Here is a 14,331-nt window from a genome sequence, read left to right on the forward strand (position 1 = left end):
GGCAGACCTCAGGCCGGAATGGCAACTTTGTCGAGGATCCGGTCCAGCACCTGATCGGCGCTGACGCCATCGGCCACCGCGTCGTAGCTCAGTTGCAGGCGATGACGCAGCACCGGGTGCACCACGGCGCGTACGTTGTCCGGCGAAACGAAATCCTGGCCCTGCAGCCACGCATCGGCGCGGGCGCAGCGGTCCAGGCCGATACCACCGCGCGGGCTGGCGCCGATGGCAATCCAGCGGGCCAGGTCTTCGTCGTAGTCAGCCGGATGGCGAGTGGCGTTGATCAGGTCGATCAGGTAGCGGTCGATGGCGGGGGAGACGTGCACTGCGCTGACCTCCTTGCGCGCGGCGAAGATCACGTCCTGCGCCAGCTCGAAACCCTTGGTAGGCGCGGTGCTGGCGCCCTGGGCAAACTCCTCGGCGCGCAACAGCCGCAGCACCTGGCTTTCGTTGTCGGCACTGGGGTAATCCAGCAGGACTTTCATCAGGAACCGGTCCATCTGCGCTTCGGGCAGCGGGTAGGTGCCTTCCTGTTCGATCGGGTTTTGCGTCGCCACCACAATGAACAATTCCGGCAGCGCATGGCTGTTGCCGGCTACAGTGATTTGCCGTTCTTCCATGGCTTCGAGCAGCGCGGCCTGCACCTTGGCCGGCGCACGGTTGATCTCGTCGGCGAGGATCAGGTTGCCGAACAGCGGGCCGGGCTGGAAGCGGATCTCGTTCTTGCCATCGACCTGATGCAGCACCTCGGCGCCGGTGATGTCCGAGGGCAGCAGGTCGGGGGTGAACTGGATACGGCTCATCTTCGCGTCCAGATGTTTGGCGAGCGCCTTGACCGTGCGGGTCTTGGCCAGCCCCGGCAGGCTTTCCAGCAACAGGTGCCCGTTGGCCAGCAGGCCGAGCAGAATCTGCCGGATCACCTGATCCTGGCCGAGCACCGCTTCGGCGATGCTGGCTTGCAGGGCGTTGAGGTCGGTGAGTGCAGTCATGAAGCTTCCCTTCTCGACAGGTGAAGATCGAATGGCCGGCTATAAAGGTAGCCGGCCGCGGTCTAGAAAAACGCCAGGGTCATGTTCACGGCGACGCCGTTGCCTTCAGGCCGGTTCTTGGTGTCGAACTCCGGCACCCAACGTGCGCTGACACTGGCCTGGGCATCGGCGAACTTACCGCTCCAGCCGACGGTCGGGCCGGCGCCCACCGAGCGCCCGCGAAAGCCGTTGAGGATGTCGGCGGTGTCGCCCTTGTCATCGCTGATCTGCTGGACGTAACCGGCGACCAGCCCGGCGTTCCAACCATTGCCAAACCCATGGGTCCACAGGGCTTCGAGGGTGAAGATGTCGCCGGTGCGGTAATCGGTGGCCTTGTTCTCGGTGTAGAACTGCAGGTTGCCGGAGAGAGTGAGTTCGCCGCCCTTGCCGTCCAGATGAGAGAACGCCACGGTGGGCATGAACGTGTAGTTGTTCTGCCCGGGGTTGGCCAGACGATCATCGTTATAGGCCCCGGTCGGGATGTAGATCGGCAGCGAAAACGCGATGTGGTTGAGCTCGTCAAAGTGGTAACCGGCAGCAATCGGCGTGATCAGCGCATCGGCAAACTGGGTGCCGGAATCGCTGTTGCCCAGGGTGCGGCCACGTACGCCGGTGAAAGCGGCATCGATGTCGGTGTACTGCACAGGTACGCCAATGGCCGAGGCGTAATTCCATTGCCCCTTTCCGGTGTCCCAGACGTGGGTGAGGTTGGTCATGGTGTAGGAGACTTTCATCTTGATCCCGGCGCTGACTTCACCGGAAATCGGCGCGCCGCCACTGCCCTTGATCTCGCCGTCGTACCAGATGCTGGTCACTGACATCACCCAGCCCGGTGCCGGCGGAATCACACCGGCATTGGAGAAAACCTGCTGGCCGGTGATCGGCCGACCGACGCCACCTTCGGCCGCGTACACCAGCGGACTGCCGATCATGCACAGCGCCAGCAACGGGCGGACAACGCAAGGCTTGACCATGAAGCACTCCGTTTATTGTTGTGGGTCGGATGGGGTCAAGAGCGGCATTTTCCATTCGCCGCTGGCCACTTCCGGTTTCGGCAGGTACAGGCGCAACACGCCGTAGAACGGCCCGTTCGGTGCCGGCAGCCAGTTGGCCTGTTTGCCCTTGCCCGGATTCTTGTGCTGTACGTACAGGGTCAGGCCGCCGTCGGCGTCGAGTTTGAGGTCCGGGAGCATGCGCGAGTTGATCAGGTAACGGTTGAGCGGGTTGGCTACCAGCAATTTGCTCTGACCGTCGTACATCGTCAGCGACCAGAACGCGTCGGCCGGGGGCAGGGCGCCCTTGGCGAAATGCAGGGTGTAGTCGTGTTTCGAGGCATCGGCCGGCTGGCCGTCCTTGTCGACGAAATAGCCGATGTAATCCGCTTCTTCGGCGGAGTTGCCGAAGATCCCCATATTGGCTCCGGCGTAGCGATACAGGTAGTTGCCCTTGAGGTGATCGCGAGTGCCGAAGAAGTCGCCGCTGCTGACTTCATGGGTTTCGACCTTTTCTTTCTTGAAGGCGGCGAATTCGGCTTTTGCATCAGCAATGCCGTCCTCCAGCGCCTTGCGCTGTTCGGGGCTGAGTGTCTTCGGGTCAAACGGCTTTGCGGCGCCAATACCGATTTTGGCGAAGCGGCCGAGCAGGTCCTTCTCGACATCCTGCGGCGGGGTGAAGGCCAGCATGAAATTCAGGTAGCGAAACAGGTCCGGGGTTTCGCTCATGGTCGGCGTCGGTTTCGGCCAGTTGACCTTCGGTGCCGGTGAGGGGGCTTTCTGTTTCAAGTACTGGCTAAGGGTTTCGACCTTGTAGCCTTTCTGGATCTGTTTGACCTTGGTCAGGTCCTTGTCGTCGAACAACTGCGTGCGGTACAGCGCGTAGGTGATGTTGCTTTCGCTGCGCAACAGCCGGTCGATATTGACCGGTTGCTGACCCTGCCAGTCCGGCCCGGCGATCATGAAGTGGCCGCCGTTGTTGCCGGTGCTGCGGGTGCCCAGGTAAGCGAAGTTTTGCGTGTAGGCGTCGATCAGTTGCACCGAGTAATAACGGTGCTCCTCGATGGGGGGCAGGGTGAGAATCAGCGGTTCGGCACGTAGGTCCATCCAGACAAACGAGTAGGGCGTGTCGGCGTTCGGCGTAACGAAAGCAGTGTCTTTCGCAGTGAAGGCCTTGGCCGTGTTGCCGATCTTGTTCAGCGGCGCCTTGTAGTTCGGGCTCTTGGTGTCGATGGCCTGGGTGTACAGGGTCTTGTACATCTCCACCACCGGAAACCCGTACAGATAGGCTTCCTTGGCGATGGCCCGGGCTTCTTCGGGGCTGGCGGTGAAATCCTGAGCACCGACGCCGCAACTGACGAACATGCTCATCACGCCGTAACCGGCGGCCTTGATCAGCGTTTTCGAACGGCCGCTGAAGACCGACGTCAGCACGCTCGCTGACCACAAGACGTTGACTCTGTTGTTCTTGGACATGATTCCCCGGTTCCCTGGTGGCTTAGTGGACGACTCGGCACTTTCTAGGCCGTTACGACGTAATCCCTTTCTTATCAAGCCTGTAGGACATGTCTGTTGACGCTAGCAGTTAATCGGGGGTTAGCCAGTCTAAGGGGTTAATTCTTTGGTTTTGTGCGCAGGTTCACGTTGCTTTGTGCACGAAAGCGAACCTGCGCAAATTTTCGGTACTCAGTGTTTTTTGGCTTGCTCACGTATGCGTTCTTCCTGTTCGCGCAGTTCCGGCGTGAACTCGGCACCGAAATCCTCTGGACTGAACACCTGACGAATCTCGATTTCCGATTCAGTGCCCGGCATGGGGTTCGGGCAGCGCTTGACCCATTCGATAGCCTCTTCTTTCGACTTCACGTCCCAGATCCAGTAACCGGCGATCAGCTCCTTGGTCTCGGCGAACGGGCCGTCGATCACGCTGCGGTTTTCGCCACTGAAGCGCACGCGGGCGCCTTTGCTGCTGGGGTGCAGGCCGTCGGCAGAAACCAGGATGCCGGCCTTGGCCAGCTCTTCGTTGTAGTTGCCCATGTCGGTCAGCAGTTGCTCGCTGGGCATCACGCCGGCTTCGGAGTCGTGGCTGGCTTTGACAATGATCATGAAGCGCATGGTGTTTCTCCAAAGGTAAGTGAGGGATTCATGGCTTAGTCGAACGGCTTGGGACTGAATCGACAGGTCGTTAAAGAAAAGATGCAGACTCGCGTTTTAACAAGCATCACCCTCTTTGAGAGCAGGAAGGTGGGGAGACTGGAGAATGTGTATCCAGTTTCAGGCGCCAGCACATGACAATTTCGGTTCAGGCATAGGTCGTCGGACAATTTCGTGGTTAACTTCCGCCTCTTGCATGCTTTCCCAACAACGTTAAGAAGGACTCCGTTCATGGCTCAAGTCACGCTCAAAGGCAACCCGGTTCAAGTCAACGGCCAACTGCCACAAGCCGGTTCCAAGGCGCCAGCCTTTTCCCTGGTAGCCGGCAATCTGTCCGACGTCACCCTGAAAGACTTCGCCGGCAAGCGCAAAGTGCTGAACATCTTCCCAAGCGTCGACACTCCGACCTGCGCCACTTCCGTGCGCAAGTTCAACGCTCAGGCCAACGACATCAGCAACACCGTGGTGCTGTGCATCTCGGCTGACCTGCCGTTCGCCCAGGCGCGTTTCTGCGGCGCCGAAGGCCTGGAAAACGTACAGAACCTGTCGACCCTGCGCGGCGCCGAGTTCATCGAGAACTACGGTGTGGCCATCGCTGACGGCCCGCTGAAAGGCCTGACCGCCCGTGCGGTGGTTGTTCTGGACGAAAACGACAACGTCCTGCACAGCGAACTGGTCAAGGAAATTGCAGAAGAGCCTAACTATGAAGCGGCATTGTCCGTTCTGAAATAAGCGCTTTTACAATTGTTAACGGCCTGGCTCTGTCCAGGCCGTTTTCATTTGTGTATCAGTGTTTTGCCTCACACCTTGAAACGTAAGTTGAAGGTAAATTGCCGGTAAAGCTGCTTTGCTAAATCCCGGCCAGTGCTTATCGTTCAGCCTCCCGTAAAAGAAGCCCACGCGCCCAATGGTTAATCACTCCATGCAATCGTCTTCCCGAAACTCCCGTCGCTGGCTGTTGAGCCTGCTTGTCCTGCTGGTCATTGCCGGTCTGTGCTGGAAATTCTGGCCCGCCGGTTCGACCCACAAGGAGGGCGGCGAGAAGGCGCAGGCCGGCCACACCGGCCGTTCGGGGATGATGCGTCCGGGCTTCGGCGGCGCGGCGGGGCCGATTCCGGTGCGCGTAGCGCCGGCGGTCACTGGCGACTTCCCGCTGTACTACAAGGCGCTGGGCACGGTAACGGCGCTCAACACCATCAATGTGCGCAGCCGGGTCGGCGGTGAACTGGTGAAGATCTATTTCGAGGAAGGGCAAATGGTCAAGGCCGGCGACCTGCTGGCGGAGATCGACCCGCGCCCGTACCAGAACGCCTTGCTCCAGGCTGAAGGCACCTTGCTGCAGAACCAGGCGCAGTTGAAGAACGCCCAGGTCGATGTCGAGCGCTATCGCGGCCTGTACAAGGAAGACAGCATCGCCAAGCAGACGCTGGACACCGCCGAAGCCCTGGTCGGCCAATACCTCGGCACCGTGAAAACCAATCAGGCGGCGGTCAACGACGCCAAGCTAAATCTCGAATTCACCAAGATTCGCGCACCGATTGCCGGTCGCGTCGGCCTGCGTCAGCTCGACGTCGGCAACCTCGTGGCGGCCAACGACACCACGTTCCTGGCTGTCATCACCCAGACGCAGCCGATCAGCGTGGCCTTCACCCTGCCGGAAAACAGCCTGGAAACCGTGCTCGCCCGTTATCGCAGCGGCGCCAAACTGCCGGCCGAGGCCTGGGATCGTGGCGACACCAAACTGCAAGCCACCGGTGTACTGCAAAGTCTCGACAACCAGATCGACGTGACCACCGGCACCCTGAAATTCAAGGCGCGATACGAGAACCGCGATCAGTCGCTGTTCCCCAACCAGTTCGTCAACGTTCACTTGCTGGCTGACACCCTGAAAGGTGTAGTGCTGGCTCCGTCGGCGGCCATCCAGTTCGGCACTAACGGCACCTTCGTCTACGCGCTGGACGGCGACAAGAAAGTCACCATCCGCCAATTGAAGATCGGCGCCAGCGATGGTGAAAACACCGTGATCACCGAAGGCCTGGCCGCCGGCGACCGCGTGGTGCTGGAAGGCACTGACCGTCTGAAGGAAGGCAGCGAAGTGGAAGTGGTCAACGACAGCAAGGATGTGCCGACCACCCCGACCGAACACCTGCAAGGCAAGTCCGCCGCCACCGCGCCTGACGCCACCGTCACTGACAAGGCCAAGAAGGGCGCATGAACATTTCGCGTCTGTTCATCCTCCGCCCGGTCGCCACCACGCTGAGCATGCTGGCCATCGTGCTGGCCGGTCTGATCGCCTATCGCCTGCTGCCGGTCTCGGCCTTGCCGCAGGTCGATTACCCGACCATCCGGGTCATGACCCTGTATCCGGGCGCCAGTCCGGACGTGATGACCAGTGCCGTTACCGCGCCGCTTGAGCGTCAGTTCGGACAGATGCCAGGCCTCACGCAAATGGCCTCGACCAGTTCCGGCGGCGCCTCGGTGCTGACCCTGCGTTTCAGCCTCGACATCAACATGGACGTCGCCGAACAGCAGGTGCAGGCCGCGATCAACGCCGCGACCAACCTGTTGCCGACCGACTTGCCGGCGCCTCCGGTGTACAACAAGGTCAACCCGGCGGACACCCCGGTGCTGACCCTGGCCATCACCTCGAAAACCATGCTGTTGCCCAAACTCAATGACCTGGTCGATACGCGCATGGCGCAGAAGATCGCCCAGATCAGCGGCGTCGGCATGGTCAGCATTGCCGGCGGCCAGCGTCAGGCCGTGCGGATCAAGGTCAACCCGGAGGCGCTCGCTGCCAACGGCCTGAACCTGTCGGACGTGCGCACACTGATCAGCGCGTCCAACGTCAACCAGCCCAAGGGCAACTTCGACGGCCCGACCCGGGTGTCGATGCTCGACGCCAATGACCAACTGACCTCGCCCAAGGATTACGCCAACCTGATCCTGGCCTACGCCAACGGCGCACCGCTGCGGCTCAAGGATGTCGCGCAGATTGTCGATGGTGCCGAGAACGAGCGTCTGGCGGCGTGGGCCAACCAGAATCAGGCCGTTCTGCTGAACATCCAGCGTCAGCCGGGTGCCAACGTGATCGAAGTGGTTGACCGGATCAAGGCGCTGCTGCCGAGCATCACCGACAACCTGCCGGCCGGCCTCGACGTCGTCGTGCTGACCGACCGGACCCAGACCATCCGCGCCTCCGTCACCGACGTGCAACATGAACTGCTGATCGCCATCGCGCTGGTGGTGATGGTGACGTTCCTGTTTCTGCGGCGTGCCAGTGCCACGATCATCCCTTCGGTGGCCGTGCCGCTGTCGCTGATCGGTACGTTCGGTGTGATGTACCTGGCCGGGTTCTCGGTCAACAACCTGACCTTGATGGCCCTGACCATCGCCACCGGTTTCGTGGTCGACGATGCGATCGTGATGCTGGAGAACATTGCGCGCTTTATCGAGGAGGGCGACAGCCCGATGCAGGCGGCGCTCAAGGGCGCGAAGCAGATCGGGTTCACCCTGATTTCCCTGACCCTGTCGCTGATTGCGGTACTGATTCCGCTGCTGTTCATGGCCGACGTAGTGGGGCGGTTGTTCCGCGAATTCGCCATTACCCTGGCGGTGGCGATCCTGATTTCCCTGGTGGTTTCGCTGACCCTGACGCCGATGATGTGCGCGCGCCTGCTCAAGCGTGAGCCGGAAGCACATGAGCAGGGCCGTTTCTACCGCGCCAGTGGTGCGTTCATCGACTGGATGATTGCCGCTTACGGGCGCAAATTGCAGTGGGTGCTCAAGCACCAGCCGCTGACCCTGCTGGTGGCCATCGGCACCCTGGCCCTGACCGTGTTCCTTTATATGGTGGTGCCCAAGGGCTTCTTCCCGGTGCAGGACACCGGGGTGATCCAGGGCATTTCCGAAGCGCCGCAGTCGATTTCCTTTGCCGCCATGGGCGAGCGCCAGCAGGCGCTGGCCAAGGTGATTCTCGAAGATCCGGCGGTGGAAAGCCTGTCGTCCTACATCGGTGTCGACGGTGACAACGCCACGCTCAACAGCGGCCGGTTGCTGATCAACCTCAAGCCCCATGGTCAGCGTGATCTGACGGCGACCGAAGTGATTGCCCGCCTGCAACCGCAGCTGGACAAGCTTGTCGGCATCCGCCTGTTCATGCAGCCGGTGCAGGACCTGACCATCGAAGACCGCGTCAGCCGTACGCAGTACCAGTTCAGCATGTCCTCGCCGGATTCCGAATTGCTCAGCCTTTGGAGCGGCCGTCTGGTCGAGGCCCTGGCTCAGCGTCCGGAGCTGACCGACGTCGCCAGCGACTTGCAGGACAAGGGCTTGCAGGTGTTCCTGGTGATTGACCGCGACGCCGCTTCACGGCTGGGCGTGTCGGTGTCGAACATCACCGATGCGTTGTACGACGCGTTCGGCCAGCGGCAGATCTCGACCATCTATACCCAGGCCAGCCAGTACCGCGTGGTGCTGCAGGCTCAGGCCGGGGAGAAGATCGGTCCGCAGGCGCTGGATCAGATTCACGTCAAGACCACCGATGGTGGGCAGGTGCGGTTGTCGAGTCTGGCCCATGTCGAGGAACGTCAGGCGCAACTGGCGATCACCCACATCGGCCAGTTCCCGGCGGTGATGATGTCGTTCAACCTCGCGCCCGGCGTGGCGCTGGGGCATGCGGTGGACATCATCGAGCAGGTGCAGAAGGACATCGGCATGCCGATCGGCGTGCAGACAGAGTTCCAGGGCGCAGCCGAAGCATTCCAGGCCTCGCTGTCGAGCACCTTGCTGCTGATTCTGGCGGCGGTGGTGACCATGTACATCGTGCTGGGCGTGCTTTACGAGAGCTACATTCACCCGATCACCATTCTGTCGACCTTGCCGTCGGCGGCGGTCGGGGCCTTGCTGGCGTTGCTGCTCAGTGGCAATGACCTGGGGATGATCGCGATCATCGGCATCATCCTGCTGATCGGTATCGTGAAGAAGAACGCGATCATGATGATCGACTTCGCCCTCGACGCCGAACGCACTCAGGGCATGGCGCCGGAGCAGGCGATCTATCAGGCGGCGCTGTTGCGTTTCCGGCCGATTCTGATGACCACGCTGGCTGCGCTGTTCGGTGCGGTGCCGTTGATGCTCGCTACTGGTTCCGGTGCTGAATTGCGTCAACCACTGGGTCTGGTGATGGTCGGCGGGTTGCTGGTGAGTCAGGTGCTGACGCTGTTCACCACGCCGGTGATCTACCTGTACTTCGATCGTCTCGGCCGGCGCTTCGGCAAAACCAATGCTGAAGAGGTTGCGGTATGACTGTCTTGGCACATAACCCCTGTGGGAGCGAGCTTGCTCGCGAAAGCGGTGGGTCATTTATCACCCGTGCTGGATGTGCCATCGTCTTCGCGAGCAAGCTCGCTCCCACAGGAAAACTGTGTGAAGGCGGGGATTGCGGTCGATGAACCTGTCCGGTCCTTTCATCAAGCGCCCGGTGGCGACCATGCTCCTGAGCCTGGCGATCATGTTGCTGGGCGGTGTGAGCTTCGGCCTGCTGCCGGTGTCGCCGCTGCCGCAAATGGACTTCCCGGTGATCGTGGTGCAGGCGAGCCTGCCCGGTGCCAGTCCGGAAGTCATGGCGTCCACCGTGGCCACGCCGCTGGAGCGCTCGTTCGGCGCCATCGCCGGCGTCAATACCATGAGCAGCCGCTCCAGCCAGGGCTCGACCCGGGTGATTCTGCAATTCGACCTCGACCGCGACATCAACGGCGCGGCGCGGGAAGTGCAGGCGGCAATCAACGCCTCACGCAATCTGCTGCCGAGCGGGATGCGCAGCATGCCGACCTACAAGAAGGTCAACCCGTCGCAGGCACCGATCATGGTGTTGTCGCTGACCTCGGATGTGCTGGAAAAAGGCCAGCTCTATGACCTGGCCTCGACCATCCTGTCCCAGAGCCTGTCCCAGGTGCAGGGCGTCGGTGAAGTGCAGATCGGCGGCAGCTCGTTGCCGGCGGTGCGCATCGAACTCGAACCCCAGGCGCTGAATCAGTACGGCGTGGCGCTGGACGATGTGCGCAAGACCATTGCCGAAGCCAACGTACGTCGGCCAAAGGGGTCGGTCGAAGATGATCAGCGCCTGTGGCAGATTCAGGCCAACGACCAGTTGGAGAAAGCCAAGGATTACGAATCGCTGATCATCCATTACAACGGCGGCGCGGCCCTGCGCCTGAAAGACGTGGCCAAAGTCAGCGACGGCGTGGAAGACCGCTACAACAGCGGTTTTTTCAACGATGACGCGGCGGTGCTGCTGGTGATCAACCGCCAGGCCGGCGCCAACATCATCGAGACGGTCAACGAGATCAAGGCGCAGTTGCCGGCGTTGCAGGCGGTGCTGCCGGCCAGCGTCAAACTGAACCTGGCGATGGACCGTTCGCCGGTGATCAAGGCCACCCTGCACGAAGCGGAAATGACCCTGCTGATCGCCGTGGCACTGGTGATCCTGGTGGTGTTCCTGTTCCTCGGCAATTTCCGCGCCTCCCTGATTCCGACCCTGGCAGTGCCAGTGTCGCTGGTCGGCACCTTTGCGGTGATGTACCTCTACGGATTTTCGCTCAACAACCTGTCGCTGATGGCGCTGATTCTCGCCACCGGGCTGGTGGTGGACGATGCCATCGTGGTGCTGGAGAACATTTCCCGGCACATCGACGAAGGCGTCAAACCGATGAAGGCCGCGTACCTCGGGGCCAAGGAAGTCGGTTTTACCCTGTTGTCGATGAACGTCTCGCTGGTGGCGGTGTTCCTGTCGATCCTGTTCATGGGCGGGATCATCGAAAGCCTGTTCCGTGAGTTCTCCATCACCCTGGCGGCGGCCATCGTGGTGTCGCTGGTGGTTTCCCTGACGCTGACTCCGATGCTCTGCGCCCGCTGGCTCAAACCCCATACGCCGGGCGAGGAAAACCGCCTGCAACGCTGGAGTCGCCGCACCAACGACTGGATGGTCGGCAAGTACGCCACCAGCCTCGATTGGGTCTTGCGCCATCGTCGCCTGACGTTGCTGAGCCTGATCATCACCGTCGGGGTGAACGTTGCCCTCTATGTAGTAGTGCCGAAAACCTTCATGCCGCAGCAGGACACCGGCCAGTTGATCGGTTTTGTGCGCGGTGACGACGGTCTGTCGTTCAGCGTGATGCAGCCGAAAATGGAAATCTTCCGCCGCGCCGTGCTCAAGGACGAAGCGGTCGAGAGTGTCGCCGGGTTCATTGGTGGCACCAACGGCACCAACAACGCCTTCATGCTGGTACGCCTGAAACCGATCAAGGAACGCAACCTGTCGGCGCAGAAAGTCATCGAACGCCTGCGCAAGGAAATGCCCAAGGTCGCCGGCGCGCAGTTGATGCTGATGGCCGACCAGGACCTGCAATTTGGCGGCGGTCGCGAGCAGACCACTTCGCAGTACAGCTACATCCTGCAAAGTGGCGATCTGGGAGCCTTGCGCGAGTGGTATCCGAAAGTGGTCACCGCGCTGCGGGCCTTGCCGGAACTGACCGCCATCGACGCCCGCGAGGGCGCGGGTGCGCAGCAGGTGACCTTGATCGTGGACCGCGATCAGGCCAAGCGCCTGGGCGTGGACATGGAAATGGTCACGGCGGTACTTAACAACGCCTACAGCCAGCGGCAGATTTCCACGATCTACGACAGCCTCAACCAGTATCAGGTGGTGATGGAGGTCAATCCGAAATACGCCCAGGATCCGGTGACGCTCAAGCAGGTTCAGGTGATCACGGCGGACGGTGCGCGAATTCCGCTGTCGACCTTCGCCCACTACGAAAACAGTCTGGAAGACGACCGGGTCAGCCACGAAGGCCAGTTCGCCTCCGAGGACATTTCCTTCGACATGGCCGAAGGCGTGACGGTGGAGCAGGGCAGCGCCGCCATCGAGCGGGCGATTGCCAAGCTCGGTCTGCCGGAAGACGTGATCGCGAAAATGGCCGGCACCGCCGATGCCTTTGCCGCCACGCAGAAGAGCCAGCCGTTCATGATCCTTGGTGCGCTGCTGGCGGTGTATCTGGTGCTGGGCGTGCTGTATGAGAGCTACGTTCACCCGCTGACGATTCTGTCGACGCTGCCGTCGGCCGGGGTCGGGGCCTTGCTGTCGATCTATGTGCTGGGCGGCGAATTCAGCCTGATCTCGTTGCTCGGACTGTTTCTGCTGATCGGCGTGGTGAAGAAGAACGCGATCCTGATGATCGACCTGGCGTTGCAGTTGGAGCGTCATCAGGGCATGGCGCCGCTGGAGTCGATTCGCAGCGCCTGTCTGCAACGCTTGCGACCGATCCTGATGACCACGCTGGCAGCGATCCTCGGCGCCTTGCCGTTGCTGCTGAGCCGGGCCGAAGGCGCGGAAATGCGCCAGCCGCTGGGTCTGACCATCATCGGCGGGCTGGTGTTCAGCCAGGTGCTGACCCTTTACACCACGCCTGTGGTTTACCTCTATCTCGACAAGCTGCGCCATCGTTTCAACAAATGGCGTGGCGTACGTACCGATGCCGCTCTGGAAACTCCGCTATGAATGACCGTTCGCTTATCCAACTGGCCAGTGTCCGCGGCTCGCGTCTGCTGAGCCTGTCACTGTGCGTGGCGATGCTCAGTGCTTGCGCCGTCGGCCCGGACTACCAGCGCCCGCAGACCGCCGAAATCGCCCAGTACAAGGAAGCCGAAGGCTGGCGTCAGGCCAGCCCGAGCGACTCCCTGGCGCGCGGTGCATGGTGGGAGCTGTATGGTGACCGTCAGTTGAACGAACTGATCGAGAAACTCAATAGCTCGAACCAGACCGTCGCCCAGTCCGAAGCCCAGTACCGTCAGGCCCAGGCCTTGGTGCGCAGCGCGCGCGGGGCGTTTTATCCGAGCGTTGATCTGAGCGCGGGCAAGACCCGCTCCAGCCAGGGCACCGGCAGCAGCAGTTCGAGCCTGAGCAGTTCCTCCAGCGGCATTCGTGACACCTACAACGCGCAACTGGGCGTGAGTTGGGAAGCGGATGTCTGGGGCAAATTGCGCCGTGGACTCGAGGCTAATGAAGCGAGCGCCCAGGCGAGCTACGCCGATCTGGCGGCGATGCGCTTGAGCCAGCAGTCGGAACTGGTGCAGAACTACCTGCAATTGCGGGTGATCGATCAGCAGAAACGCTTGCTTGAATCGACAGTGGCGGCTTACGAACGCTCGCTGAAAATGACCATGAACCAATACAACGCCGGGGTTTCCGGGCGTGATGCGGTGGCGCAGGCGCAGACCCAGCTGAAAACCACCCAGGGCGATCTGGTAGACCTGATCTGGCAACGGGCGCAGTTCGAAAACGCCATCGCGGTCCTGACCGGCCAGCCGCCCGCCGAATTCAACATTGCCGAGACCCAGGACATTCCCAAGCTGCCGCAGATCCCGCTGAGCCTGCCGTCGCAGTTGCTCGAGCGCCGCCCGGACATCGCCTCGGCGGAACGCTCGGTGATCGCCGCCAACGCGAACATCGGCGTGGCCAAGGCCGCGTACTACCCGGACTTCAGCCTGAGCCTGAGCGGCGGCTACAGCAGCAGTACTTCGCAGAACCTGATCAGCCTGCCGAACCGCTTCTGGTCGGTGGGGCCGAAAATGACCCTGCCGCTGTTCGACGGCGGCATCCGCTCCGCCGAAGTCGACCGCACCGAAGCCGCATACGACCAGACCGTGGCCAAGTACCGCCAGACTGTGCTCGATGGCTTCCGCGAGGTGGAGAATTATCTGGTGCAGTTGAAGGTGTACGAAGACGAAGCGGCCGTGCGCCAGGAAGCCCTTGATGCGGCACGGGATTCGTTGCGTCTTACCGAAAACCAGTACAAGGCCGGGGTGATCGCCTACCTCGACGTGGTGGTGGTACAGGCGACGGCGCTGAGTAATGAGCGCACTGTTCTGAATATCCTGCAGAGCCGCCTGATCGCCAGTGTGCAGCTGATTGCGGCGCTGGGCGGTGGCTGGGACGGGCAGCTGGAAACCACTGATAACCGCTGACGTGAAGCCATGATCGTTCCCACGCTCCGCGTGGGAATGCCTCAAGGGACGCTCCGCGTTCCAGCTCTGAAAGGGGCGCGGAGCGTCCCGGACTGCATTCCCACGCAGAGCGTGGGAACGATCTGTCGCTCTGCCGG

9 protein-coding genes are annotated in these 14,331 nt (G+C 61.6%); 5 read left to right on the forward strand and 4 right to left on the reverse strand.

The features are described 5' to 3' along the window. Window positions 1–8: 8 nt before the first annotated feature. The 4 genes from IHQ43_RS14010 to IHQ43_RS14025 all read right to left on the reverse strand — a co-directional run bounded on the left by IHQ43_RS14010 (window position 9) and on the right by IHQ43_RS14025 (window position 4,132). A complete protein-coding gene (locus tag IHQ43_RS14010) occupies window positions 9–989 on the reverse strand; it encodes an AAA family ATPase (protein ID WP_192564846.1) in 981 nt (326 codons plus the stop codon). A 62-nt stretch (window positions 990–1,051) separates the two neighbouring features. After that, window positions 1,052–2,002, reverse strand: coding sequence for a SphA family protein (locus IHQ43_RS14015; RefSeq protein ID WP_192564847.1), 951 nt, complete (start codon window positions 2,000–2,002; stop codon window positions 1,052–1,054). Between the two features lie 12 nt (window positions 2,003–2,014). Next, complete coding sequence (locus IHQ43_RS14020) at window positions 2,015–3,391, reverse strand: DUF1254 domain-containing protein (protein ID WP_192565001.1); 1,377 nt, start codon at window positions 3,389–3,391, stop codon at window positions 2,015–2,017. A 315-nt stretch (window positions 3,392–3,706) separates the two neighbouring features. Next, the gene (locus tag IHQ43_RS14025) at window positions 3,707–4,132 is read right to left on the reverse strand and encodes a YciI family protein (protein WP_127797992.1); all 426 of its coding nucleotides are present in this window, start codon (window positions 4,130–4,132) and stop codon (window positions 3,707–3,709) included. Window positions 4,133–4,402: 270 nt separating this feature from the next. Here IHQ43_RS14025 and tpx point away from each other — a divergent pair, with 270 nt between their 5' ends. From tpx to IHQ43_RS14050, 5 genes are all read left to right on the forward strand, one after another. Next, on the forward strand, window positions 4,403–4,903 hold the full coding sequence (gene tpx, locus IHQ43_RS14030) for a thiol peroxidase (protein ID WP_007955056.1): 501 nt from the start codon (window positions 4,403–4,405) through the stop codon (window positions 4,901–4,903). Window positions 4,904–5,078: 175 nt separating this feature from the next. Then, complete coding sequence (locus tag IHQ43_RS14035; protein ID WP_102686275.1) at window positions 5,079–6,386, forward strand: MdtA/MuxA family multidrug efflux RND transporter periplasmic adaptor subunit; 1,308 nt, start codon at window positions 5,079–5,081, stop codon at window positions 6,384–6,386. Further along, a complete protein-coding gene (locus IHQ43_RS14040; RefSeq protein WP_192564848.1) occupies window positions 6,383–9,478 on the forward strand; it encodes an MdtB/MuxB family multidrug efflux RND transporter permease subunit in 3,096 nt (1,031 codons plus the stop codon). Before IHQ43_RS14035 ends, IHQ43_RS14040 begins: the two co-directional genes overlap by 4 nt. 142 nt (window positions 9,479–9,620) lie before the next feature. Beyond that, entirely contained in the window at window positions 9,621–12,728 is a 3,108-nt protein-coding gene (locus IHQ43_RS14045; RefSeq protein ID WP_192564849.1) for an efflux RND transporter permease subunit, read from the forward strand. Continuing rightward, on the forward strand, window positions 12,725–14,194 hold the full coding sequence (locus tag IHQ43_RS14050) for an efflux transporter outer membrane subunit (protein ID WP_192564850.1): 1,470 nt from the start codon (window positions 12,725–12,727) through the stop codon (window positions 14,192–14,194). The genes IHQ43_RS14045 and IHQ43_RS14050 overlap by 4 nt, the downstream gene beginning before the upstream one ends. Window positions 14,195–14,331 lie beyond the last annotated feature (137 nt).

It is taken from the genome of Pseudomonas gozinkensis (assembly GCF_014863585.1).
Taxonomy (GTDB): Bacteria; Pseudomonadota; Gammaproteobacteria; order Pseudomonadales; family Pseudomonadaceae; genus Aquipseudomonas; species Aquipseudomonas gozinkensis.